The following is a 26,539-nucleotide window of genomic DNA, read 5'->3' as shown; positions in this document are numbered from 1 at the left end:
CAAAGCGAAGTGTTCAGGGATAATAAAGGGTACGAATGATGAATGGAACCACCCGGCCCCGGTTTTGTGGTTTTTTTTCTTATTGGCATGGCCTGTTTGTCTTACTTTCAGACAATTTACGGGGTAAAACAGGTTATTGACCATACTGATCCATTGAGAAACCGAATATTTTTATGTCTTCAAAATATCGTTACGAACTCCCTACTCGCGGTGGTGATGTCCGCCATTTAGGATGCTTGATTGGGGCTGCGGGTGCACTTGAGTGTGCACAGATGATGGAACGTCATCAAGGTCCTGTGGTGTTAGTCACAAGGGATATGCAAAATACCTTACGACTACGCGATGAAATCCAACAGTTTACCAAACTGCCAATCGAAACGCTTTCTGACTGGGAAACCTTACCTTATGACAATTTTTCCCCTCATCAAGAAATTATTTCACAGCGTTTGTCTACCTTATATCGCTTACCAAGTATGCAAAAAGGGGTTTTGATCTTACCGGTCAATACCTTGATGCAAAAAGTTTGTCCCGCAGCGTTTCTCACCGGCCATGCGCTGGTCATGGCAAAAGGCGATAAACTTTCTCGCGATAATTTACGTGATGAACTCGACAAAGCGGGTTATCGCCATGTTGAACAAGTCTTAGAACACGGTGAATACGCTACACGAGGCGCATTATTAGATTTATTCCCAATGGGCAGTTCATTACCCTACCGTATTGACTTCTTTGATGATGAAATTGATAGTTTGCGGACCTTCGATGTCGACAGCCAAAGAACCCTTGAGGAAGTGGTTAGTATTAATTTACTCCCTGCACATGAATTCCCTACTGACAAAGACGCCATTGAACGCTTTCGTAGCCAATGGCGCGAACGTTTTGAAGTCAGACGTGATCCTGAACACATTTATCAACAAGTCAGTAAAAAGACCTTACCTACGGGGATCGAATATTGGCAACCGTTATTTTTTAGCCAACCATTACCTTCATTGTTCGAATATTTACCAGAAAATACGTTATTTATCTCGCAACAATACCAAGAAGCCGCGAAACGCTTTCAAATAGATACACAACAACGCTTTGAGAGCCGTGGTGTCGATCCTATGCGACCATTGTTACCCCCTGCTGAGTTATGGCTAACGGTTGAACAACTTAATCAAGCCCTCAAAAAATGGCCGCGTGTACAATTATCGACTGAGACATTGGCGGATAAAGCGGCCAATACCAACTTAGATTATCAGCCATTACCCGATATCAGCACTCAAGGGCAAAGCAAGCAACCGCTTGAAAAACTGCGCCAATTTATTGAGCATTTCGAAGGTACAGTGATTTTCTCCGTTGAGAGTGAAGGACGTCGTGAAACGGTGACTGAATTGCTCGGCCGTTTAAAAATTCGGCCTGATATTATTAATGATTACTTTAATACTACAGACAATCGTTTTGCTATCATGGTTGGAGCCGCTGAGCATGGTTTTATTCAGCCACATAAAGCGTTAATTTGTGAAAGCGATTTATTGGGTGAACGTGTTGTCCGTCGCCGCAGTGACCATCGCCGTACTATCAATACAGATACGCTGATCCGTAACCTTGCAGAACTGCGCCCCGGTCAACCGGTCGTCCATATCGAACACGGTGTTGGTCGTTATCAGGGTCTTACAACCCTCGAAGCAGGTGGCATCAAAGCTGAGTATTTAATATTAACTTACGCAGGGAATGACAAACTGTATGTCCCTGTTTCATCACTACATCTAATTAGCCGCTATTCAGGTGGCGCTGACGAAAATGCGCCACTACATCGTTTAGGTAGTGACAGTTGGGGCAAAGCACGTCAAAAAGCGGCCGAAAAAGTGCGTGATGTCGCCGCTGAGCTACTCGATATCTATGCTCAGCGCGCAGCAAAACCTGGTTTTGCCTTTAAACATGATAAAGAGCAATATCAAGAGTTCTGCCAAGGCTTCCCATTTGAAACCACTCCTGACCAAGAGCAAGCTATCAACGCAGTACTCAGTGATATGTGCCAACCCATAGCGATGGATCGTTTAGTCTGTGGTGATGTTGGCTTTGGTAAAACAGAAGTCGCTATGCGTGCAGCCTTCTTAGCTATCAATAATAACAAGCAAGTTGCGGTATTAGTACCGACCACGCTACTCGCCCAGCAGCATTATGATAACTTCCGTGATCGCTTCGCCAATTGGCCTGTCAGAATTGAAATGCTGTCACGCTTTAAAACCGCCAAAGAGCAACAACAAATCATTGCAGAAGCAGCCGAAGGTAAAGTCGATATTTTGATTGGTACTCATAAATTACTGCAAAGTGATTTGGTGTGGCATGATCTGGGCTTGCTCGTTGTCGATGAAGAGCATCGTTTTGGTGTTCGCCATAAAGAACGCATCAAAGCAATGCGTGCAGATGTTGATATCTTGACCCTAACGGCGACACCTATCCCACGAACCTTGAATATGGCGATGAGTGGTATGCGTGATTTATCGATTATTGCCACACCCCCCGCTCGCCGCTTAGCGGTAAAAACCTTTGTGCGCCAATATGATGATCTTGTGGTTAGAGAAGCGATTCTGCGTGAAACCTTGCGTGGTGGGCAAGTTTATTACCTTTACAATGATGTTGAAAATATTGAGAAAGCCAAAAAACGTCTTGAAGAATTAGTACCCGAAGCACGTTTTGTTGTTGGTCACGGGCAAATGCGTGAGCGTGAACTTGAACGTGTGATGAGTGATTTTCATCACCAACGCTTCAATGTTTTGATTTGTACCACCATTATTGAAACAGGTATCGATATTCCAACCGCCAATACCATTATTATTGAGCGTGCCGACCACTTTGGTTTAGCACAATTGCATCAATTGCGTGGTCGTGTCGGTCGTTCACATCATCAAGCTTACGCCTACTTACTCACGCCACACCCGAAAGCGATGACCACCGATGCGCATAAACGACTGGAAGCGATTTCATCACTGGAAGATTTAGGTGCAGGTTTTGCCCTTGCGACTCATGATCTTGAAATTCGTGGTGCAGGTGAACTCCTTGGCGAAGATCAAAGTGGGCAAATGACCACGATTGGCTTCACCTTGTATATGGAGTTGCTTGAAAGTGCCGTCGATGCACTAAAAGATGGACGGGAACCTTCACTAGAGGATTTAATTAACCAGCAGACGGAAGTTGAGCTACGCATGCCAGTTCTCCTCCCCGATGAATACATTCATGATGTAAATATTCGCCTGTCATTTTATAAACGCATTGCCAGTGCCCGTGATGAAGATGAACTGAGTGAACTGCGTATTGAATTAATTGATCGCTTTGGAACGTTACCTGATGCAGGGAAATTTTTACTTGCTAGCGCAGCTATCCGTTTAGAAGCTGAAAAGCTAGGCATTAAACGTATTGAAGCACATGAGCAAGGCGGGTTTATCGAGTTTAGTGAGAAAAACAAAGTTTCACCTAATTTCTTAATTAGTTTATTACAAAACCAGCCTAAAACCTTCCGTCTTGATGGCCCAGTGAAATTGAAGTTTGTAATTGATTTAAGTGACAGGGTCACGCGCATTGATTTTATCAAGCAACTGCTACGTGATTTTTCTGATAACTTACTTGATTAATTAGCCCATAAAACAGCCCCCCAGTAATTGATTGTCCAATTATTGGAGGGCAATTTTAGAGATTACTTTTGCTAAAGAGAGTTCGATATTCAACTAAACAATGAGTGAAAAGTATTACCACTTGAAATTTCACGGACATTTACACAATCATTCAAAATAGGCATAAGTGTTCTTGCCCGGATAGATCTCAACCACTTTATTCAGTGAATTACCATTAGGCTCATCTAATTTCACACAATAAAAAGGCACTAATGCATCAACATTGTTGCGAGCGTTTTCGCACATCTGGCCACTCGATGCGGTTAGCTTTAAACGACCGTCACTATCAAGAGGAATAAATAAACCTGGATCATAAGGTGCTCGTACCTTACCTAAGGTATTACCAATCCGATACACCACATCATACCCTACCACGATTTGTTCAACTTTCTGAGTAACCACACAGTTACGGTATTTCTTTTCAACCGGTGGTGGAAATCCATTCGTTTGCAGTGTTTCAATTAGAAAAAACAGTTTGCATTCATTTTGCGCAGGATGGTAACGCGATAAGTACTCTTGGCTAAAGCCCTCTAGCAGGCCAATCACTGAGCAATTTTCAGTTTCGATTAAGCGATGCGATTTAATGGGCTCCGTTGAAAGTACCGTTGCTATCCTATTATTTTTCTGTGATGAAGATGATATGAAAATTGCTGTGATAATAATGAGGCAAATAACCATAGCGGCTAATAGCAACTTATATTTTAGCTTCATAGCTTGCCCTTATTAAAAACAGAAACAAAAAATATACTCTACATAATTCGAGGTGCAGCTAGGTAACAAGTATATAAAACGCTAAGAGCATACCTAAGTGTGCAATTAGCGTGAATGAACACCGTTCAGCAACCTTGCAACTTGGAGTATGATGAATATATGTTCATTGTATCCATTCGTTTTTAAAATTCGATAACTACTGTCAATATAAATGAAAGTTTTAGATTTTTCTTAATATAGACCAAGTTAGAGTAAATTTAACTTAGTTATATCCGTTACTAAATCAATAAAGCCACAGTTAGATTCATCTTCACTCATTGATCTAGCTCAATATTTTAAGTAAATATACCATTGTAATAATCATTTTTATTTCGCAGCATTTACCATGCTAAAATAAAATAAATCAAAGCTAATTTTTTATTTGAATCAATTATTATCCTGTGAATAAATAATTATTAGCATATTATTTCAATACTATTAGTTATATTTTTAATTCAAAAGCCCCCGCTAAATGCGAGGACTCATCAATTTAAATATTCACACTCAAAATTTAATGCAGCTTTAATTTCGGTCGAATAATGCGGTTAATACTGCCAACTAACATCATTAAACCTGTCTTGATGTAACCATGAAGTGCGATTTGGTGCATGCGATACAGCGAAATATAGACAAAACGGGCAATGCGTCCTTCCACCATCATATCACCACGCATTAGGTTACCCATTAAGCTACCTACCGTGCTGAAACGCGATAGAGAGACTAACGAACCATGATCTTTATAAACATAATCTTTGAGAGGCTTATCTTTCATCATCGCTAAAATATTATCATAGCAACGGCTCGCCATTTGATGTGCAGATTGTGCACGAGGTGGTACAAAGCCGCCTTCTGGTTTCGCACAGGAAGCACAGTCACCAATAGCAAAAATAGTGTCATCTAGCGTGGTTTGCAATGTCGGTTTAACCACCAATTGGTTAATACGATTGGTTTCTAACCCTGCGATATCTTTCATAAAATCAGGTGCTTTGATACCCGCAGCCCATACCATCAGGTCGGCACGAATTTTCTCACCGTCTTTCGTGTTTAGCCCTTCATCATCAGCGCTAGTAACCATGGTTTTCGTCAATACTTTAACGCCTAATTTGTTCAACTCTTGGTGGGCTGCACTCGAAATACGCGGAGGCAATGCAGGCAAAATACGTTCCCCAGCCTCAACCAAGGTCACATTCAACGCGTCAGTATCTAACCCTTTAAAACCATAACTAGTCAATTGCTCGACTGCGTTATACAACTCAGCGGAAAGCTCTACCCCTGTCGCTCCTGCACCAACAATGGCGATATTCACTTTTTCTTCTGCGTTATCACGTACAGAATAACGTAAAAATAGGTTGAGCATTTCATCATGGAAACGATGCGCTTGCTGCGGATTATCTAAGAAAATACAGTGTTCTTTAACCCCAGGTGTTCCGAAATCATTTGACGTGCTGCCTAATGCCATCACTAAAATGTCATAATCAATTTCACGTTCAGGCACCAATAGCTCTGTATTTTTATCGCGCAGCTCACCAAGAATAATTTTCTTATTATCACGATCAATTTGTGTTAAAGAACCCAATTGAAAATTAAATGCATTATGACGTGCGTGTGCAAGGTAACTCAGTGCATCTACCCCATCATCTAATGAACCTGTAGCAACTTCATGCAACAATGGTTTCCATAAGTGGCTAGGATTGCGGTCAACCAATGTAATTTCAGCGCGTTTTTTACGCCCTAACTTACGACCAAGCCGTGTTGCTAGCTCTAAGCCACCCGCACCGCCACCCACAATAACAATCTTAGGTTGAGATAAGGCCATGTATTCCTCGTTACAAAATAAATTAATGTTATTTAAGCTTTTTTGAAAATAAAAAACTTAAATAACACTAATAAGCACCGATAAAACCTTATTGACACGTCAGAATACCACGCTTGGTTATTTGGTCATACCAAATATTGATGCATATCAAATTAACTGATTAATATGACAGCGATCACATGTTTTGCTCATATTACTGTTATCACGAAACGAGTCAGCTTCCGATAGATTGATATTAATCAATATTCGAAGTAATTACCAACCTATTTGATAATGAGAATTACTTATTGTAATCTGAAAGTTTTAGTTTAAGTGTAGTAATGGATGAAAGGATATATAATTATTTGAATATAATATAAATATAGAAAAACACCTGATAAATTGACTATCAGGTGTTTACGTTTAATCGGATATATTATTTATTATCGGCTAGCGCTGTTCCTGCCACTTACGATGCAAGTCTACTAACTTATTGTGACTTTCTTGCCAGCGCTGCGCTGCTTGCAGCTCTTTTAAGCTGTATTGACGACCACTATGGAATAGTGATGAAGCTAAGCTGCCCGTTTGTTTAGGTAAGTTATCTAAAACACTGACCGCACCAGTCCGATTATTACACACTAGTACCATGTCACAACCTGCCGACAACGATGCTGCTGCACGCTCTGGGTAGCTTCCCATAATTGCGGCACCTTCCATCGAAAGATCATCAGAGAAAATGACCCCATTAAAGCCTAACTGTTCACGGAGAATCGATTTTAACCAGAAAGGAGAACCACTCGCAGGACGATCATCTGCCTGTGTATAAATTACATGAGCAGGCATCACAGCATCAAGTAAATCACGCTGAATAAAATCCCTAAAAATAGACATATCTTTTTTACGGATAGTTTCCAATGCACGGTCGTCACGTGGCGTCTCTTTATGTGAGTCCGCTTTCACCGCACCATGCCCAGGAAAATGTTTGCCTGTCGTCTTCATCCCTGCGCTACGCATGCCTTTAATAAAACGCTCTGCCATAACCATCGCAATTTCAGGATCTTCATGGAAAGAACGCTCACCAATCGCAATACTTTGATGGCCTAAATCCAGAACTGGAGCGAAACTAATATCAATATCCATCGAAATCATTTCAGAAGCCATTAACCAACCTGCTTCTTCTGCCAACTGGGCGCCGTCTGATTGGTTATTTAGGGCAGCAAATGCTTGAGCTGAAGGTAATGCGGTAAAACCATCGCGAAAACGCTGAACTCGACCACCTTCTTGGTCAACGGCAATCAGCAAGCGATGACGCGATGCATCACGAATTTGGCGAACTAACTCCCTTAATTGTGCTGCATCATGAAAGTTACGAGTGAATAAAATCAACCCGCCAACTAACGGATGTGCCAATATTTCACGCTCTTCATTGTCCAGCTCATAACCCTGAACATCTAGCATTATCGGACCCATACATGCCTCACTATTTAAACTGTTTTGCAATTATCACTTACACAGGCAATTCATATTAATTGGATAAATGGAAATATTGCCGTAATGGTTGTGATCCTATCAAAAAATTAGGATTTTGGCTTTGATTCCATTGCACTTCATACCACATCAGCATCATATACTTCACCCAAGGCTCCCAGCGAGCACAATGGCGAGCTAAGGTTGCCACATCAGTATAAGCACCACAGCGCGCGCCATATTGATACAAAAAGAATTGACGCTGCTTCTGATCCAGTTGATTAGCTTGAAAATAGGTTTCTAAAGACAGCCCTATATCGGTATTTGCGGCATATTCCCAATCTAACAACATGATACTTTTATCATTCGCACACAAAATATTACCACGATGAATATCCATGTGCGCAGGAGCGAGTTTTAACATTTTGGGCATGGGTGTGGAAAGAAAATAGTGATGCAATCGCAGCCAACGGGGTTGTTGTCTTTTTCGATCGATCAGATAGCCGTAATGAGCAATTTCATCTCTTAGTTGTAAACGATAACTCAGTAACGGCTGAGTATGTAATTTCGCAATAGTTGCGGCCAAGGCCGATTGAAACTGAGGCGTTAAGAATTGTTCCGGACTTGGATGCTGCCCATCGCACCATGACAGCAACAACCAATCGCGATTTCTTGCCAATTGCCTTGGCGCTTGAACAAAACCCTGCAATTGCTGCAATACACGAGCTTCTTTGCGCCGATTAACCATTAATGAAGATTGCGTTTTACCTTGTGCTCGTGCAATCACATTAATAGGTTGCATTTTGACTATAGCACGTAGGTGGTAACTGCCTCCTGATAGCCCTGTTAAAGGCGTTATTTCCCAATCTTTACTTGTAATTTCAGGGAAATAACGCGCCAATAAAGCCAATAAAGAGTGCCGATTACTCAATATCGTTTTTTCCTGACCAGAGAATTTCACCGCTCTGTACTGCCATTAATTGCATCTCAATATCGCGTTGTTTGCTTGAACCAGAAACAACACTATATAACACATAATCTGCTTGTACGTAGCGGCCTAAGCCGATCGCTTTACTTCGTGTCACCAGACTATCTTCTTGAGATAAGCCTAATGTTTTACGCGCTGCATTCGCCACATCTTGCGGTACAACTTTAAAATGGTTGCTATCATCAACCTCTTTTACGATTGCAGCGGTCGCATTTTGTACGGAAAACGATCCTGTCGTATTATTTTTTACAGAATCAACTAACAAGACTTTACCGCCCTCAACACCACTCGTCCCCACCATCTGATTTATCAATGGTGAAATAGCCGAAGACCAATCTATTGTTTTTTGCTTCGGTGGTGTCGGTACCTTATCTGATGGCGGTGGTGTGACCGGTTCAGTAGGTTCACTTGGTTCTATCGGTATAACTGGCGGCGGTGTTTGTGGCCCTTCAGGATGAAAAGAAGGACACCCTGCCAATATCATGGCTGCGGCGGCAACCAATAAGATCCGTTTCATTATTTTTCTCCAGACACTTGCGGTAAAAATACATAAATACGTACATTACGAGCGAGTGGTGATGTACTTTGTGCATTAACGCTCATCGACGAATTGGCGGGGATCAATTGCTGCAAATCATGTGAAGTGACAACTTTTAACCCTTTATCATCATACCAATAGAGCCGATACATCACCGTTACCGCCTTTGGTTGACTATTGCTCATATTGATCCTAGCAACCGTCGCGTAGTTATCAATAGTCACTACAGGTTGTTCAACAATGACACCATGGGCAAGAACAGAAGGCTCCATAATAACACTTTGCTGTTCATTAAAGACTAACCCGTCTCTTTTCCCCCATATACAACCACTCAGTGAGAGAAGTATGGTACTGAGTACTAAACAACGAGTCACAACGGCCCACGGTCTTTTCATTGTCTAACCTTATTTTGCGAGTAATGGTCCCAGTGGACGCCCACCAACAAGATGCATATGGATATGGAAAACTTCCTGGCCTGAGTGTTCATTACAGTTCATAATCAGGCGATAACCACTCTGATCAATGCCTTCTTGCTGAGCAATTTTAGCTGCAACGGTAAACAGTCGTCCAAGAACCAGTTCATCTTCTACAGTCACATCATTCACTGTTGGAATTAATTTGTTTGGGATAATGAGAATATGTGAAGGCGCTTGTGGCGATATATCACGAAATGCTGTGACCAGATCATCTTGATAAACGATATCAGCAGGGATTTCGCGTCGAATAATTTTACTGAAAATAGTTTCTTCTGCCATTGCAAATTCCTTTAATAGTGACAAACAATTACGCTTTCGTCGTACCAACATTCATATGGAATAAACGATTAAAGTTTTCAGTGGTAATGCGAGCCATTTCTTCGGCGCTCACACCTTTTAATACAGCCATGTATTCAGCCACATCCCTCACATACGCAGGCTGATTTTCTTTTCCACGATGTGGAACCGGAGCCAAATAAGGTGAATCTGTTTCAACTAAGATCCGATCTAATGGAACCACCCTCGCCGCTTCACGAATTTGTTCTGCATTACGGAAAGTGACAATACCTGAAAAAGAGATATACATACCTAAATCGAGTAGTTCAATGGCTGTTTCTTTATCTTCAGTGAAACAATGCAATACTCCGCCGCATTCTGTCACTTTCTCTTCGCGTAAAATAGCCAATGTATCTGCTCGTGCATCACGTGTATGCACAATAACAGGTTTGTTCACTTGACGGCCAATACGAATATGTTGGCGAAATGACTCTTGTTGAAGAGCTGCATTTTCCTTTTGATAGTAATAATCTAGACCTGTTTCACCTAATGCAACTACTTCTTTACCCGCAGCCAGTTGCGCTAAACGATCAAAATCATGACCTTCATCCAAATTTAACGGATGAATACCACAAGAGAATGCGACATTAGGTCGCTCACCAATCAAGGTTTTCATACTGTCAAAACCCTGTAGTGTCGTTGCGACAGCTAACATAAAACCGACATCGCGTTGCGATGCTTTTGCGATAACATCATCAACGCCTGTATGTAATTTTTCATAATCAAGGCAATCGAGATGGCAGTGTGAATCAACAACAAACATATTTTACTCTTTTATGCTGTAGGGAGAGCAATCAATGCTTCCCATTGTAATAACTGATTAGTTAATAGTAACTCTTGATTAAGCGCAGGCACAGTTAATAACTGATGCCGACAATTTTGCCACGCTTCATAGACATCAAACAGTTTCTCTTTTGACATTCGAGATGCCAAGATACTCGCAAGAGGTAGCTGATCTTGATTTAAACAGAACTGCGCCGCCTGTTGTTGTAGTTTCATGCTATCACTCAACAAACCTAGTACCCAGCCAATCTGTTCAAGTGCTTTATCATTATTCATCACTGGCAATAATGACAACATATCCCCCTGTTGCAAAGCATGTGCTAACGCGTGGCACAAGGTTGTACGCTGTTGCCAATGCTCAGGCTGTAGTAATGACATTGCAGCAATCGGCGCGCCTTGGCATAATTTTAATGCCGTTAACGCGTCATTATAGTTAAGACCCGCAACCTGTTTCTGTAACCAATACCATGCCGTTTGTAACTCAGGTGGTGACAAAAAAGTATATAAGCAACGACTACGCAATGTCGCGAGCAAGCTTTCTCGCTTTTCACACCCTAACAAAAAGTAAGTCTGAGGGGTTGGTTCTTCGAGTGTTTTCAATAACGCATTTGCAGCTGCATCGGTTAATGCTTCGGTACGAGGTATATAAGCCACTTTGGCTCCGCCCTGCTGCGCATGGCTACTCAAGATATCCGTTAGTTTCCTGACCGCCTCCACACTGATAGTATTTTTACCTTTTTCTGGCTCTAACACATGATAATCAGGGTGTGTACCCGCTAACATAAGTTGACAGCTGTGGCATTTACCACAACTTTTTAATCCATCCGTATTTTGACATATTAACCAACGACTTATGCCATAACATAGCGCTTCGGCACCATTACCCGGAAGAGAGTGTAATAACAGTGCATGGTGCCCACGGCCTTGTTGATAGGACGTCACCAATTGACGATACGTTTCATTCAACCAAGGGTACCAATTCATACCTTCACCTTATTTAGCCAACCATTTTTGCAATGTTTGGCGAATATCTTGCTGAACTTGTTCAATAGTTTGGCTTGCATCAATAGTGAGAATAGTGTCGTCCGCAGCAGCTAATTCAAGATAGCGTTCACGAGTTCGTTCAAAAAATGATAATGACTCTTTTTCTATTCTATCTAATTCACCACGAGCTCGTGCACGCTGTAACCCTAATTCAGGCGGGAGATCTAAATATAGCGTCAAATGGGGTTTAAAATCGCCCAGCACTAAATCACGTAATGATTGCATTAATTGACGATCAATACCTCGCCCGCCACCTTGATATGCTTGAGATGACAAATCATGCCTATCACCAACCACCCAGTGACCCGCAGCTAATGCAGGTTTAATGACATTTTCAACTAGCTGAACACGTGCAGCATATAGCATCAAAACTTCTGCCTTATCTGTCACTTTTTCCCCTGAAATACCCTGCTTGATGAGCTCACGCAATTTTTCAGCTAATGGTGTACCACCGGGCTCACGAGTGAAGGTAATATCGTCAATACCTGCGTGGTTTAAGGTTTCTACTACGGTGTTAATCGCCGTCGTTTTTCCCGCACCTTCTAACCCTTCAATAACAATATAGGCGTTTTTCATTTTACTTATCATTCTGCTTTTCAATTTGTCGATAAACTTTCACCGCACGGTTGTGGTCATTCAGGCTATGGCTGAAAGTATGCCCACCGGTTCCATTGGCGACAAAGTATAAATAATCCGTTTTGGCTGGATGGGCTGCGGCTTTAATCGACGCAAGACTTGGCATCGCAATTGGCGTTGGTGGCAATCCATCAATTCGATAAGTATTGTATGGGGTATAGTTATCCAAATCACTACGATAAATTTTACCTCGGTACTTATCACCTAAACCATAAATGACTGTTGGGTCGGTTTGTAAACGCATGTTTTTCTTCAAGCGATTAACAAATACTGAAGCCACTTGATTGCGCTCGCTATCTACCCCTGTTTCTTTTTCAATAATTGATGCCATGATTAACATTTCATAGGCATTTTTATATGGCAGATCTTTATCCCGCCCTTGCCATATTTCATCAACATTTTTTTTCATCTGCTGATGAGCGCGCTTTAAGATATCGAGATCGCGTGTGCCAGCAGTATATAAATAAGTATCAGGGTATAGCCACCCTTCAAGTGCACCATCGCCTTCAAAGCCAATAAAAGCATATAACTCAGTTTGCGTTTTATCTTCCGCTTCATGCTTTAAATACGGCGCATCGCGTAAAGTATTTGTCCAGTCAGACAAACGGTTACCTTCCACAAAGCGAATAGTGAATTGTGCTTCTTTACCACTCGCAATCAATGCCAACATTTGCTCAACGTCCATATCAGGTTGCAAGCGGTAGGTTCCTGCTTTTATTTTAGCGAGCTCAGGACGTAATTTCAGTAACCATTGAAATTGATAACTTGGGTCAATTACCTTCTCATCAACTAACAAAGTTTCAAATGCTACCCGTCCCGTTCCCGCTGGAACAGTAAAGATTTTTTCTTGTGTTAAATTGAGTGGTGTTTTCGCATAGCTCAAAACTTGCTGATACATAAAGTAAGCTACCGCGCCTAAGATTAAGAGAACAACCACCACCGCCATCGAAATTTTTTTAGCTAGTTTCATTCATCAACCATTTAATGACTAAATTTGGCAACGTAAAAAGAGATATTCAAACAATTCCCTTGATGAATATTGCCACTGAGATCTATCTTTACCTAAATTGATAGTGGCAACAGGTAAAATTGGCATTAATGTGTTACAGAGTAAAACTTCTTCACAACACCCCAAGACATCTGGAAAACGCTCGACTTCTTGAAGATGGTACTGGCTTGTGCTGAGCAGCGCTATAATCTTTTGTCTCATTAATCCATTCACCCCAGAGGTGGCTAGACTTGGCGTAAATACCTGATCACCTTTTCGCCAAAAAATATTTGCACTACAGCACTCAATTAAAACTCCATCAATATCAACAACCAGTGCCTCATCCGCTTGCACTGCATCGATTTCTTGGCGTATCAGAACTTGTTCTAAGCGATTAAGATGTTTGATACCCGCCAAATACGGATTTTTACTGATTGGCACTTTACTTAGTATTAAATTAGCGCCTGTTTGCTGTATGGCCTGATAATGTTGAGGGAATGCTGAAACCGATACAATGACTGTTGGTTGTTCAAATCCTACTGAGCTATAGCCTCTTCCCCCAGTACCACGGCTAATAATAACTTTCATCACAAATTCATCATTGGCCTGCTGCTGACAAATTTGTTGGATATGTTCCTTTAATTGCGACCAATCTGGCTGAGGTAATTGTAGGCGAGCACTATCCTGCACAAGACGTGTAATATGATTGTCAATATTTTTTGGTTGGTGATTAAACACGTGGATCGTCGTAAAACAACCATCGCCAAATTGCACGGCACGATCGGAAGCATCGATTTGGCGACATGCCACGCCATTAACCCAATATGACATTGATAACTCTTACAATAATAGCTGATAAATCAGTCAGTAATAGAATGCTGATCATCATAAACTAAAGTGAAGATGACTGCAAAAGGCGCCTAAGAAGAAAAGGCCCCAGTTTATTCAAAACTGAGGCCTTTAAGCTTTTACCGTGTTAATAATTTAACGCGATAATATTCACTTCGATTAAGTTTACTGATAGCGACGGAAAATCAAGGAACCGTTTGTACCGCCAAAACCAAATGAGTTACACAGAGCATACTCCATGTTCTCCACTTTTCTTGCTTCGCCAGGAACAAAATCCAGCTTGCAAGCTTCATCAGGGTTATCAAGATTAATCGTTGGTGGAACAATTTGATCTGTCAGAGATAAAATTGTAAAGATAGACTCGATAGCACCTGCGGCACCTAAAAGGTGACCTGTCATTGATTTTGTCGAGCTAACTAACACATTAGAGTCTTCACCAAACACTGAGATAACAGCTTGTGCTTCAGCGAGATCGCCAGCCGGTGTTGATGTACCATGAGCATTAATATAACCCACAGCGGTTGCATCAATACCTGCATCATGTAATGCATTTTCCATTGCCAATGCCGCACCCTCACCATTTTCAGGTGGTGATGTCATATGGTAAGCATCACTGCTCATCCCAAAGCCAGCAATTTCAGCGTAAATTTTCGCACCGCGCGCTTTTGCATGTTCATATTCTTCAAGAACAATAATACCTGCACCGTCACCAAGAACAAAACCATCACGGTCTTTATCCCATGGGCGACTAGCCGCTTGTGGATCATCATTACGCGTTGAAAGTGCACGTGCTGCGCCAAACCCAGCAACGCCGAGTGGCGTCGTTGCTTTTTCGGCGCCGCCCGCTAGCATAACATCAGCGTCGCCATATGCGATCATGCGCGCTGCATGACCAATATTGTGTACACCTGAAGTACAGGCTGTGGCAATAGAAATACTTGGGCCACGAAAGCCGTACATAATGCTCAGATGACCTGCAACCATGTTAATGATCGTCGAAGGAACGAAGAATGGGCTCACTTTACGAGGACCGCCAGCTTGCAATGCCTCACAGTTCTCTTGGATCAAGCCTAGGCCACCAATACCAGAACCAATCGCTAAACCGATACGGGTAGCATTGGCTTCTGTTACTTCCAATCCAGAATCTTTGATGGCTTGAGAGCCAGCAGCAATACCATACTGGATGAATGGATCCATCTTCCGTGCTTCTTTACGGGAGATGCCATAATCTTCGTAATTGAAATCTTTGACTACACCCGCAAATTTAGTTGCGTGGTTGGTAGTATCAAAATGTTCGATGAGGCTGATACCACTCTGTCCGTCACAAACAGCTTTCCATGATGATTCAACTGTGTTGCCGACAGGAGATAACATGCCCAGTCCGGTTACGACTACACGACGCTTAGACACGTAAATCCTCCAAGGAGGGAAATAATTACAAAAGGAACATAGGCGGTCGAGTGACCGCCTAGATAAGTTTTAAAGCTATTATTTTGATGCGTCTGACGCATTCTCGACGTAGTCAATCGCAGCCTGCACTGTAGTGATCTTTTCAGCTTCTTCGTCAGGGATTTCGATATCGAACTCTTCTTCCAGAGCCATTACTAGCTCAACTGTGTCAAGAGAATCAGCGCCCAAGTCATCAACAAATGAAGCTGCTGTTACAACTTCTTCCTCTTTAACACCTAGTTGCTCAACGATGATTTTCTTAACGCGTTCTTCGATAGTGCTCATACTATTAAAATTCCTATCAAAACTCGCTTTCGCGATGGTTTTCGTAGTTTATAAAATACAGGAAAAGATACAACCCAATCCCGGCTGTTGAAACCTTAATTTTGCATTATTTTGCGCTAATTAACACTAATAATGCAAATGGTTCCATCATTTCTTTAGATCATGTACATGCCGCCATTGACATGTAATGTTTCACCCGTGATGTAACCAGCTTCATTAGAAGCCAAGAATGCTACAGCACTGGCAATTTCTTGCGCATCACCCAGCCTATCAGCAGGAACTTGAGATAAAATGCCTGCACGCTGTTCATCTGTCAATGCTTTGGTCATATCAGTTTCAATAAAACCAGGCGCAACGACATTGACGGTGATACCACGGGAAGCGACTTCGCGAGCTAATGATTTACTAAAACCAATCAACCCAGCTTTTGCTGCTGCATAGTTCGCTTGTCCCGCATTTCCCATCACACCCACAACAGATGCGATAGAAATAATACGTCCACAACGTTTTTTCATCATGGCGCGTAATACGGATTTAGATAAACGGTAAACGGATGAAAGGTTAGTGTCAATAATATCTTGCCACTCATCTTCTTTCATGCGCATCAAAAGGTTATCACGAGTGATACCTGCATTGTTAACCAGTATATCAATTTCGCCAAACTGTTGACGAATATTATTCAAGGTTTCATCAATTGATGCAGGGTCTGTCACATTCAGAGAAAAACCTTTGCCTTTTCCGTCCAAATAAGCAGAAATCGCTTCTGCACCACTTTCGCTCGTTGCGGTACCAATAACGGTAGCGCCACGCTCAGCCAGTGTTAAAGCAATCGCTTTACCGATACCACGGCTAGCACCAGTTACCAGTGCAATTTTTCCTTCAAAGCTCATATCGTCCTCAGAGGTTTTCTAACGCAGTCGCTAATGATACAGGATCATTGGCTGCAACGGCAGTTAAATTAGAGACAATACGCTTGGTAAGACCAGTAAGTACTTTTCCTGGACCTACTTCAACAAGATGTTCAACACCTTGATCTGCCATCAATTCTACCGTTTCAGTCCAACGAACTGGATTATACAATTGACGGACCAAAGCATCACGAATATTTTCTGCTGATTGCTCAATTTTCACATCTACGTTGTTAATAACGGGGAAAATTGGTGCATTAAACGTGATTTCTTGTAATGCAACGGCTAATTTTTCAGCAGCAGGCTTCATTAATGCACAATGTGAAGGCACACTAACTGATAGTGGCAATGCACGTTTAGCGCCCGCTTCTTTACAAGCAGCACCCGCACGCTCAACCGCCGCTTTTTCACCCGCAATCACCACCTGACCGGGGGAATTAAAGTTAACCGGTGAAACAACCTGCCCTTGCGCTGCTTCCTGACACGCTTTTTCAATTGCTTCGTTATCTAAACCGATAATTGCATACATTGCCCCCGTACCTTCAGGTACCGCTTCTTGCATCAACTTACCGCGTAACTCAACTAATTTAATCGCGTCTTTAAATTCTATCACACCAGCGCACACTAGCGCAGAATACTCACCAAGACTATGTCCTGCCATCATCGTTGGCATTGGGCCATTTTTCGCTTTCCACACACGAAAAATGGCAACAGATGCAGCTAATAATGCAGGCTGGGTTTGCCACGTCTTGTTTAACTCTTCTTCTGGCCCATTTTGCACCAGTGCCCAGAGATCATAACCTAATGCTTCAGATGCCTCAGCGAATGTTTGTTCTACGAGCGCATTTTCAGCCGCTAGCGCAGACAACATACCAAGAGACTGAGACCCCTGACCGGGAAAAACCATAGCAAATTGTGTCATGTCTATTTTCTCAGTAAATTAAAAACGAACGAGTGCAGAGCCCCACGTAAAACCACCACCAAATGCTTCAAGAAGCACGAGTTGCCCACGTTGGATACGCCCATCACGCACTGCTTCATCAAATGCTGTCGGCACAGAAGCCGCTGAGGTATTACCATGTCTATCTAACGTCACAACCACTTTATCCATGGTCATATCAAGCTTTTTCGCCGTTGCGGAAATAATTCTTAAGTTTGCTTGATGAGGAACTAACCAATCAAGATCCTCTTTCGCAATACCGCTTGCGGCTAATGTTTCATCAACAATGTGAGCTAATTCACGCACCGCAACCTTAAATACTTCATTACCTGTCATAGTTAAGTAAGCTTGCTCTTCAGAGCCACGCTCACGGTTTGGCAATGCTAACAACTCACCATAACGGCCATCAGCATGCAAATGGGTTGATAAAATCCCCGGTTCTTCCGAAGCGCCTATCACCATCGCGCCTGCCGCATCGCCAAACAGTATAATCGTACCACGATCAGCAGGGTCTAAGGTTTTAGACAGTGCATCTGCGCCAATCACTAATGCTTTTTTCACCATCCCCGTTTTAACAAACTGATCGACGATGCTAATTGCATAAGTAAAACCTGCACATGCTGCGGCAACATCAAAGGCCGCACAGTCATTAATACCCAACATTTGTTGAATTTGACATGCAGCGCTTGGAAATGCATGTGTTGAAGAGGTTGTTGCAACAACAATTAAACCGATTTCGCTGCTATCCACTTGAGCCATTTCTAGCGCTTTTTGCGCCGCATGGAATCCCATTGTTGCAACACTTTCATCTTCACCGGCAATACGTCTTTCATGAATACCTGTGCGAGTTACAATCCACTCATCAGAAGTATCAACCATTTTTTCCAGATCAGCATTCGTTCTAATTTGTGTTGGTAAATAGCTGCCTGTGCCTAATATTTTGCTATACATAGGTTATTGATCACTCCTGGGTAATACGATATTCAACCGAGCCGCTATTCTGTCAGGGACTTGTCTATCAACCGCTTGGACTGCACGTTCGATGGCCGCTTTAAATGCGCCTTCATTTGCAGCACCATGACTTTTAATAACAATACCGTTTAATCCTAACAGAGTTGCACCATTATACTGGTCGGGGTTCAGCTCCCCAAAACGCTTCATTAAACGTTTTTTTAGCCATTTTTTAGCCAGTTTCATCAACCAACTAGGCTTTGTTTGTTTTTCTTCTGATGATTTCAACAAGGAGAGAATGACTCGGATCACCCCTTCCATTGTTTTTAGCGTGACATTACCTGAGAAGCCGTCACACACAAAAACATCTGTTTTGCCTGTCAGTAATTCATTACCTTCGACATAACCGATATAATTAATTGCCGCAGTTTCTTTGAGGATTGCGGCGGCTTCGCGGATATTATCTAAACCCTTACTTTCTTCTTCACCAATATTGAGCAAAGCAACTCTTGGTGAGGCAATTTTGGCGACTTCCTCAGCAACCACTGAGCCCATCACGGCAAATTGCACTAGCATCTCACTACTGCAAATAACATTTGCACCTAAATCAAGTACAACAGTCTGACCTTTTTGCTGATTGGGCAAAATAGTCATCAACGCAGGTCGTTCAATACCTTCGATGGATTTTAGCATCAATTTAGCTAAGCCCATCAATGCACCTGTATTGCCAGCACTTACGCACGCTTGTGCCTGCCCAGTCTTGACCAATTCTAGCGCCGTTCTCATCGAAGTTCCTTTGCTCTGGCGTATAGCAGCTGATGGTTTGGCATCGTTTGCTATCACACTTTGTGCTGGAATTATTTCGACACGCGAAGTCAGCTCAGCACTTTGTTGTGCAAGCAGAGGTTGAATGGCGTCAGGTTGACCGACTAGCAGTAATTTGAGTGCTGGATTAGATGCCAGAGCCTGCAATGCAGCAGGCACTGTGACGCGGGGACCAACATCCCCGCCCATAGCATCTAACGCAATGGTTAGATTAGCCAAAGTCTCAACTTGTAAATGAATTACTTGTTGATAACCTTACGGCCACGGTAGTAACCATCTGCTGTCACATGGTGACGCAGGTGGGTTTCACCTGAAGTTTTGTCTACAGAAACTAGGGTAGCAGTCAGTGCATCATGTGAACGACGCATACCGCGTTTTGAACGAGTTGGTTTATTCTGTTGTACGGCCATTGACCTTACTCCTTAAGTACTTTTCTTTAAACTGGCTAATACGGCAAATGGGTTTGGTTTTTCTGCCTCAGGAGGTAGTTCGCCAAAAACCATGTCCGCTTCGGACACTTCACAGTGTTCAGAATCATGAACCGGAACCACTGGGAATGATAGAATTATTTCATCTTCTATCATTCCCAGCAAATCTATTTCACCAAACTCATCAATTTGAATTGGTTCATAGCCTTCCGGTAATGCTTCGGCCTTTTCGTCACTGACGACAGGACTAAAACAATACGATACGTAAACATGATGCTTGAAATCTTTTCTGCAACGCTGGCATTGTAGGGTGACATCCACATCAGAATGCCCCTCTATGACCGTCAGACGCTGATTATCAATTTTAAATGATAATTCGCTCTCAACATCACTGTCTACACTGACTACTGATTCAGCAATACGTGTAACTTGCTCAGGTTTATAACTCCCGACATAGTCGAGGTTTTTCTGAGCTGCACGCTGCGCATCGATAGTCAGGGGTAATTTTACCTTTTGCATAAGGCGCGCATATTAACTTTGTAATGAACTATAGTCAAAGAAAAAGGCGGGCAAAACTCGCCTTTTCACCAAAAAATCGCCTGTTAAGCGCCAGATAGTTTAAAATGAGTTCATCCGTTTGGCTATGAGTTTCGAGAAAAATTATGAAATCGATTATTTTGGCATCAACTTCACCTTATCGGCAGCAGTTGTTAAAAAAGCTTGGATTACCTTTTTTAGCGGTTGCCCCTAATGTCGACGAAAGCGCAGTGCTAAATGAATCCGCAGAAGCTTTAGTGACACGTTTAGCGCATGCAAAAGCCCATGCTATCAGTAAACAATACCAACAACACTTGATTATCGGCTCCGATCAAGTTTGTGTGATCGATGGGCAAATCATGGGTAAACCACTTAATTATGACAAGGCCTTTCAACAGCTAAAAAAAGCGTCTGGCCATAAGGTCACTTTTTATACTGGCTTATGTTTACTTGACTCAAGTACGGGGAGTTATCAGGTACAATGTGAATTATTCAATGTTTATTTTCGTTCACTAAGTGATAAGGAAATTGAGTCTTATTTACGCAAAGAAGAGCCTTATCAGTGCGCAGGCAGTTTCAAGTCCGAAGGATTGGGGATTGTTTTATTCGATAGACTCGAGGGGCGCGATCCAAATACCCTGATCGGCCTGCCATTAATTCTATTACTTGAAATGCTACGTCACCATGGATATAGCCCATTAAATGACTAAGCATTAAATAATTAAAATAGATAACCGGTAGTTATACTACCGGTGATAATTTTATTGATGATTTTTACGAGCGCGAAGCACTTTTAAACATTGGTTTAACTCATTATCAAGTGGTGCTTGAATACGCATCTCTTCCCCACTCTTAGGATGGGTAAATTTTAATGAGCTCGCATGTAAAAATAATCTTTTTAACCCTGTACCCGATAATTGGCTATCAAATTGTTTATCACCATAACGGTTATCAAAGGCAATCGGGTGTCCTGCGTGTAAGGTATGAACACGAATTTGGTGGGTACGGCCTGTAACTGGGCTCGCTTTCACCAAAGTCGCATTTTCAAAGCGCTCCTCTACTTTAAAACGCGTTTCTGATGGCTTACCTTCTGGGCTAACGCGAACGACTCGTTCACCGCTTTGTAAAATATTTTTGAGCAAAGGTGCTTGAACCACTTTAGTATGGGACTGCCAATTTCCACGCACAAGCGCCAAATAATCTTTCTGCATTTGTTTTAAACGTAATTGTTCATGCAGTGCCCGCAAAGCCGAACGTTTTTTGGCTACCAGCAAAATACCGGATGTATCGCGGTCAAGGCGATGTACCAGTTCTAAGAAACGTGCCTCAGGCCGTAATGCACGTAACCCTTCAATGACGCCAAAGCTGAGCCCACTACCACCGTGTACCGCTGTACCTGACGGCTTATTAATCACGAGGATCGCGTCATCTTCATATAAGATGCAATTGGCCAGTGCGGCAACTTTATCGAGTTTCGCAGAAACTGGCGCCTCTTCACGCTCGGCCACTCTAACCGGTGGGACTCGGACTTGATCGCCTTCGGCAAGTTTGTATTCAGGTTTGATGCGCCCTTTGTTTACCCTCACTTCTCCTTTACGGATAATGCGATAAATCATGCTTTTAGGCACACCTTTTAATTTTGCGAGCAAGAAATTATCGATGCGTTGTCCGGCCTCATCATCGCTAATATCAATAAACTGAACTTGATTTTGTGTATTCATTCAAAAATGTGTTAACTCTAATTGATTAAATTACGACCTCATTTGCAGAATATATCATACCGACTCCAAAAATTTTTTTATCATTTTTTTTATTTGGTTAAAGAATAGCTGGTTAGTCATATTTCTAAATAAAATTTTCATATAACTGATCTATCGACTTGCTATAATGTCGTCAGCAGTGGAATAATACACAATTGCCATCATGTTTGATAAAACGATAATTGGCATAAGATATAAGTTTACTATTTGATTGAGTAAAGACGCTGCAATGGCGTAAGACGTCTAGCAAAATCAAATATTTAGCGAGCAACGAATATTAGCTTATTGGGTTAGGAACTTCCGTTAATTTAAATGATGACGGCTTCCTGATTAAGAACGCTGAATTTTTAATCTAAAAATCAGGTTCACCGAATACTGCGCGTCTCTATACGAACGACTGCCGTGAGGCAGGCGGTTTTGTAAAAATCACGAGGCCATCGGTTTACAATAGCTCCTTTTTTCGCTGCTCTTTATTGAAAGTAAAAAATAACGAGTAAGTAACAATATGAAAAGAATGCTAATAAACGCAACTCAACAGGAAGAGTTGCGTGTTGCCCTTGTTGATGGGCAACGTCTCTATGATCTGGATATCGAAAGCCCGGGTCATGAACAAAAAAAGGCAAATATTTACAAAGGTAAAATCACTCGTATCGAACCTAGTCTTGAAGCCGCTTTTGTTGATTATGGTGCTGAAAGGCACGGTTTCCTTCCCATCAAAGAAATCGCTCGCGAATATTTCCCAAGCAACTACCACTCTCAAGGTCGTCCTAACATCAAAGATGTGTTGAAAGAAGGCCAAGAAGTTATTGTCCAAGTTGATAAAGAAGAGCGCGGTAATAAAGGTGCAGCATTAACCACCTTTATCAGCCTAGCCGGTAGCTATTTGGTATTAATGCCAAATAATCCACGCGCAGGTGGCATTTCTCGTCGTATTGAAGGTGAAGATCGTACTGAGTTGAAAGAAGCGCTCTCTTCTCTAGAAATTCCTGATGGCATGGGCCTTATTGTCCGTACTGCGGGGGTCGGTAAATCTGCTGAGTCTTTACAGCAAGATTTACTCTATCGCTTACGTCATTGGGAAGCCATCAAAAAAGCCGCAGAAAACCGCCCTGCACCTTTCTTGATCCACCAAGAAAGTAACGTGATTGTACGTGCATTCCGAGACTATCTGCGCCCTGATATCGGTGAAATTCTTATCGATAATCCGAAAGTAGTCGAAATGGCACGCAACCACATTGAAGCAATTGGCCGTGGTGATTTTGCAAGTAAGATCAAACATTACAGTGGTGATGTGCCATTATTTAGCCATTACCAAATCGAATCACAGATTGAATCTGCGTTTCAACGTGAGGTTCGCCTTCCTTCAGGTGGTGCATTAGTTATTGATACCACAGAGGCATTGACAGCTATCGATATCAACTCCTCACGTTCAACCCGTGGTGGCGATATTGAAGAAACTGCATTCAATACTAACTTGGAAGCGGCCGACGAAATTGCTCGCCAATTGCGTTTACGTGACCTCGGTGGCTTAATTGTTATCGACTTTATTGATATGACGCCTGTAAGGCATCAACGTGAAGTGGAAAATCGTTTACGTGAAGCCGTTCGCCAAGACAGAGCACGCATCCAAATCGCGCGCATTTCTCGTTTTGGCTTACTCGAAATGTCTCGCCAACGTTTGAGTCCATCTTTAGGTGAATCTAGCCACCATGTTTGCCCACGCTGTTCAGGTACCGGCACCATTCGTGATAATGAGTCACTGTCTCTTTCTGTCCTTCGCCTGATTGAAGAAGAAGCATTGAAAGAAAACACCCATGAAGTGCATGCAATCGTTCCGGTACAGATTGCCTCCTATTTGCTTAACGAAAAACGTAACGCTGTCAGTGAAATTGAAACACGTCAACGTAATGTGCGTGTTGTCATCGTACCTAATGACCAGATGCAAACACCACATTTCCACGTGATCCGTATTCGTAAAGGCGAAGAGATTAATACACTAAGCTACAACTTAGCGCAGTACCATGAAACGGAAACACTGAATGGTACCGATGAAACAACCACTGAGCGAAAAATGCCTGAGCAACCTGCAATTTCTGCATTTGCTTTGCAGGAACCCGTAGAGCAACCTGTTGCGGCTAAACAAAAAGAAAATAAACCTCGCCCTCAAACACCAAAACAACCTGCTAAGGCAGATTCTGAGGTGAGTTTATTCAGTAAAATTGCGGCATTCTTCAAGAAACTATTTGGTGAAGAAGAGAAAGTTGTTGAGAAACCTGTCGAAAAAAATCGTCAGAACAACGACAGACGTCGTAACAACGATCGTCGCAACAACAATAACCGCCGTAATAACCGTCGTGACCGCGATGATAATAATGAAAATCGTGATAATCGCGACAATCGTTCTAATCGTAATGCACAAAGTGACGATAACAACAATCGTAAGGGACGCAATAACAATAATAAGAATGCTAACCAACAAAACGATCAAGCAACCGATAGTAATAATCGTGATGCGCAACAGCAACAGCGTCGTGACCAACGCGCTGAACGTCGCCGCCGTCAAGATGAGAAGCGTCAGCAACAAGCCGCTAAAACTCAACAAGATGTAAGCCAAGACGTTGACTCATCAACCACAGAGAAAGAAGAGGCTCAGCCGCGTCCTGTTACACCACGTCGCCAACGTCGTCAGTTAACGCAAAAAGTTCGTATTACTGATAACGATAACGTTGATGTGATAGCGCAAAGTGAAACCACAGAAACTGTAGACGTGGTCGCTGAAAATAATGCTAAACCGATTGCAGCATTACCAGCACCAACGACCTCTGTTGAAATGCAATCTAGTCGTGTTGTTGAGCCAAGTAATGATGAATTACCAGAAACTCAAACAGATGATGAAGAAAAACAAGACACTATCATTCCTCGTCGTTCACGCCGTTCACCTCGTCACCTTCGTGTGAGTGGTCAACGTCGCCGTCGTTATCGTGATGAGCGTCATTTAACTAAATCACCAATGCCACTATTTGCTGCTGTTGCATCTCCTGAACTGGCATCAGGTAAAGTGTGTATTAGCTACCCAATTGTTCAACCACAACAAGATGCGGTTGCCATTATTACTAATGAAGAAATGCTTGAGCAACAAGCTGTATTCAACACTGAATCAGCGGTCACGACTGATGACGTCACGACTCAGCCTATTACGCCTGTTCACGAAGCTGTATCAATGGAGCCAAAAGAAGCTGAAGTCGATATCGTTACTGAAAAAACAGAGCAACAATCTGTTCATTTAGAACCTGTATTTGCCCCACAAGCAGAGCCTGTTGTTACGGAACATTCAGAACAAGTCATTCAGGAAACACAAGAAAGTCGTCAACCAGAACCACCGGTTGAAGTGTTACCTATAACAGTAGAACCTGTTATCGAAGAGGCTGTGGTTGAACAACCTAAAGTAGAACAATCTGTTGAAGAGGTTCCCGTGGAAACCGTTCAGGCTGAAGATGTTCCAGTAGAAACAAAACCACTTGAACAAGTGCAAAGCGAAACCATCCAAGAGTCAGCTGTTGAAATAGAGACAGCACGGACAGCAAAATCCGCGGTTATCGTGGCAAGCAAAGCAGTACGCCATGCTTACTCACCAATGACCAAAGCACCAGCTCCAGAAGTGGTTGCGTCAACGTTTGAAATGAAGGTTTATCAACGTGAAGCTTCAACTTTTGTTAGTAAAGGCGCCGGAGGACATGTTGCAACAAACTGCGCGACATCCGAAATGGCAAAACCAACAAGTAACGAATAATCGATTACTGGTCAGTTAAGTCCGTTTTTTCTACAAAACCCCTCAATAATTCGAGGGGTTTTTTATTTCAAAAAACAAAAAAAGTGGTTCTAACACACCTAAGTATATTGCTAATACTTTCGCCTCTTATTAAATCCGTGTCGTACAACACCTAAATAGCTATCACGGTTTAGGCTAAAATAAACATCAGTAATAGATGTAAAAAAACACAATTACGGATGAATTTGCATTAAACATAAAGGCAAAAATGCCATTAATTCTTTCGTAGAATGAACTTTAATCAATTCAACACTAATTCGACTACAATAATAGCTCAAAAGAAGCAGTTTTATCGTTGTTTATCATTAAACTACTCTCTTATGAACG

General features: G+C 42.3%; 24 protein-coding genes. 3 read left to right on the top strand and 21 right to left on the bottom strand.

Annotation, left to right across the window (positions count from 1 at the left end; translation table 11 throughout):
- Positions 1 to 173: 173 nt before the first annotated feature.
- A complete protein-coding gene (mfd, locus tag JI723_RS08885) occupies positions 174 to 3,611 on the top strand; it encodes a transcription-repair coupling factor (protein ID WP_337979930.1) in 3,438 nt (1,145 codons plus the stop codon).
- A 147-nt stretch (positions 3,612 to 3,758) separates the two neighbouring features.
- Here mfd and umoD read toward each other — a convergent pair whose 3' ends face one another.
- From umoD to yceD, 20 genes are all read right to left on the bottom strand, one after another.
- A complete protein-coding gene (gene umoD / locus JI723_RS08880; RefSeq protein ID WP_272580032.1) occupies positions 3,759 to 4,361 on the bottom strand; it encodes a UmoD family flagellar biogenesis regulator in 603 nt (200 codons plus the stop codon).
- 550 nt (positions 4,362 to 4,911) lie between these two features.
- A complete protein-coding gene (locus tag JI723_RS08875) occupies positions 4,912 to 6,216 on the bottom strand; it encodes an NAD(P)/FAD-dependent oxidoreductase (protein WP_070927116.1) in 1,305 nt (434 codons plus the stop codon).
- A gap of 429 nt (positions 6,217 to 6,645) precedes the next feature.
- Complete coding sequence (gene nagZ / locus JI723_RS08870; protein ID WP_070927119.1) at positions 6,646 to 7,665, bottom strand: beta-N-acetylhexosaminidase; 1,020 nt, start codon at positions 7,663 to 7,665, stop codon at positions 6,646 to 6,648.
- Positions 7,666 to 7,720: 55 nt separating this feature from the next.
- A complete protein-coding gene (locus JI723_RS08865) occupies positions 7,721 to 8,593 on the bottom strand; it encodes a phosphotransferase (RefSeq protein ID WP_272580031.1) in 873 nt (290 codons plus the stop codon).
- Positions 8,586 to 9,167: a penicillin-binding protein activator LpoB gene (gene lpoB, locus JI723_RS08860; RefSeq protein WP_272580030.1), complete on the bottom strand. Its 582-nt coding sequence runs from the start codon at positions 9,165 to 9,167 to the stop codon at positions 8,586 to 8,588. Before lpoB ends, JI723_RS08865 begins: the two co-directional genes overlap by 8 nt.
- The gene (locus tag JI723_RS08855; RefSeq protein WP_272580029.1) at positions 9,167 to 9,583 is read right to left on the bottom strand and encodes a YcfL family putative periplasmic lipoprotein; all 417 of its coding nucleotides are present in this window, start codon (positions 9,581 to 9,583) and stop codon (positions 9,167 to 9,169) included. Before JI723_RS08855 ends, lpoB begins: the two co-directional genes overlap by 1 nt.
- Before the next feature lie 9 nt (positions 9,584 to 9,592).
- The gene (gene hinT, locus JI723_RS08850; RefSeq protein WP_070927126.1) at positions 9,593 to 9,943 is read right to left on the bottom strand and encodes a purine nucleoside phosphoramidase; all 351 of its coding nucleotides are present in this window, start codon (positions 9,941 to 9,943) and stop codon (positions 9,593 to 9,595) included.
- Positions 9,944 to 9,971: 28 nt separating this feature from the next.
- Positions 9,972 to 10,763, bottom strand: a complete 792-nt coding sequence (locus JI723_RS08845; protein ID WP_272580028.1) for a metal-dependent hydrolase — start codon at positions 10,761 to 10,763, stop codon at positions 9,972 to 9,974.
- 11 nt (positions 10,764 to 10,774) lie between these two features.
- Entirely contained in the window at positions 10,775 to 11,767 is a 993-nt protein-coding gene (gene holB / locus JI723_RS08840) for a DNA polymerase III subunit delta' (RefSeq protein WP_070927130.1), read from the bottom strand.
- A gap of 9 nt (positions 11,768 to 11,776) precedes the next feature.
- Positions 11,777 to 12,403, bottom strand: a complete 627-nt coding sequence (gene tmk, locus JI723_RS08835; RefSeq protein ID WP_319066511.1) for a dTMP kinase — start codon at positions 12,401 to 12,403, stop codon at positions 11,777 to 11,779.
- A 1-nt stretch (position 12,404) separates the two neighbouring features.
- Positions 12,405 to 13,433, bottom strand: a complete 1,029-nt coding sequence (gene mltG, locus JI723_RS08830; protein WP_272580025.1) for an endolytic transglycosylase MltG — start codon at positions 13,431 to 13,433, stop codon at positions 12,405 to 12,407.
- 18 nt (positions 13,434 to 13,451) lie between these two features.
- The gene (gene pabC, locus JI723_RS08825; protein WP_272580024.1) at positions 13,452 to 14,282 is read right to left on the bottom strand and encodes an aminodeoxychorismate lyase; all 831 of its coding nucleotides are present in this window, start codon (positions 14,280 to 14,282) and stop codon (positions 13,452 to 13,454) included.
- Positions 14,283 to 14,465: 183 nt separating this feature from the next.
- Positions 14,466 to 15,710: a beta-ketoacyl-ACP synthase II gene (gene fabF / locus JI723_RS08820; protein ID WP_272580023.1), complete on the bottom strand. Its 1,245-nt coding sequence runs from the start codon at positions 15,708 to 15,710 to the stop codon at positions 14,466 to 14,468.
- 78 nt (positions 15,711 to 15,788) lie between these two features.
- Entirely contained in the window at positions 15,789 to 16,034 is a 246-nt protein-coding gene (gene acpP, locus JI723_RS08815; RefSeq protein WP_070927140.1) for an acyl carrier protein, read from the bottom strand.
- Between the two features lie 155 nt (positions 16,035 to 16,189).
- The gene (gene fabG, locus JI723_RS08810) at positions 16,190 to 16,924 is read right to left on the bottom strand and encodes a 3-oxoacyl-ACP reductase FabG (protein ID WP_070927142.1); all 735 of its coding nucleotides are present in this window, start codon (positions 16,922 to 16,924) and stop codon (positions 16,190 to 16,192) included.
- 7 nt (positions 16,925 to 16,931) lie between these two features.
- Complete coding sequence (gene fabD, locus JI723_RS08805; RefSeq protein ID WP_337979929.1) at positions 16,932 to 17,864, bottom strand: ACP S-malonyltransferase; 933 nt, start codon at positions 17,862 to 17,864, stop codon at positions 16,932 to 16,934.
- 18 nt (positions 17,865 to 17,882) lie between these two features.
- On the bottom strand, positions 17,883 to 18,833 hold the full coding sequence (locus JI723_RS08800) for a beta-ketoacyl-ACP synthase III (RefSeq protein ID WP_140178424.1): 951 nt from the start codon (positions 18,831 to 18,833) through the stop codon (positions 17,883 to 17,885).
- Positions 18,834 to 18,836: 3 nt separating this feature from the next.
- Entirely contained in the window at positions 18,837 to 19,877 is a 1,041-nt protein-coding gene (plsX, locus tag JI723_RS08795) for a phosphate acyltransferase PlsX (protein ID WP_140186024.1), read from the bottom strand.
- Positions 19,878 to 19,897: 20 nt separating this feature from the next.
- A complete protein-coding gene (gene rpmF, locus JI723_RS08790; protein ID WP_004253223.1) occupies positions 19,898 to 20,068 on the bottom strand; it encodes a 50S ribosomal protein L32 in 171 nt (56 codons plus the stop codon).
- A gap of 12 nt (positions 20,069 to 20,080) precedes the next feature.
- A complete protein-coding gene (gene yceD / locus JI723_RS08785; protein WP_337979928.1) occupies positions 20,081 to 20,605 on the bottom strand; it encodes a 23S rRNA accumulation protein YceD in 525 nt (174 codons plus the stop codon).
- A 143-nt stretch (positions 20,606 to 20,748) separates the two neighbouring features.
- On the opposite strand from yceD, the gene JI723_RS08780 reads away from it, so the two are divergent.
- The gene (locus JI723_RS08780; protein ID WP_070927150.1) at positions 20,749 to 21,333 is read left to right on the top strand and encodes a Maf family protein; all 585 of its coding nucleotides are present in this window, start codon (positions 20,749 to 20,751) and stop codon (positions 21,331 to 21,333) included.
- Between the two features lie 51 nt (positions 21,334 to 21,384).
- Here the strand turns inward: JI723_RS08780 and rluC are convergent, their stop codons facing one another.
- On the bottom strand, positions 21,385 to 22,344 hold the full coding sequence (gene rluC, locus JI723_RS08775) for a 23S rRNA pseudouridine(955/2504/2580) synthase RluC (RefSeq protein WP_272580019.1): 960 nt from the start codon (positions 22,342 to 22,344) through the stop codon (positions 21,385 to 21,387).
- A gap of 544 nt (positions 22,345 to 22,888) precedes the next feature.
- On the opposite strand from rluC, the gene rne reads away from it, so the two are divergent.
- Positions 22,889 to 26,173 carry a ribonuclease E gene (rne, locus tag JI723_RS08770; protein ID WP_272580018.1) on the top strand — a complete coding sequence of 1,095 codons (3,285 nt, stop codon included), beginning with the start codon at positions 22,889 to 22,891 and terminating at the stop codon, positions 26,171 to 26,173.
- Positions 26,174 to 26,539: the final 366 nt, after the last annotated feature.

Origin of the sequence: Providencia manganoxydans, from assembly GCF_016618195.1 — a bacterium.
Lineage (GTDB): Bacteria > Pseudomonadota > Gammaproteobacteria > Enterobacterales > Enterobacteriaceae > Providencia > Providencia manganoxydans.
This window is presented reverse-complemented; position numbering and strand designations above follow the sequence as displayed.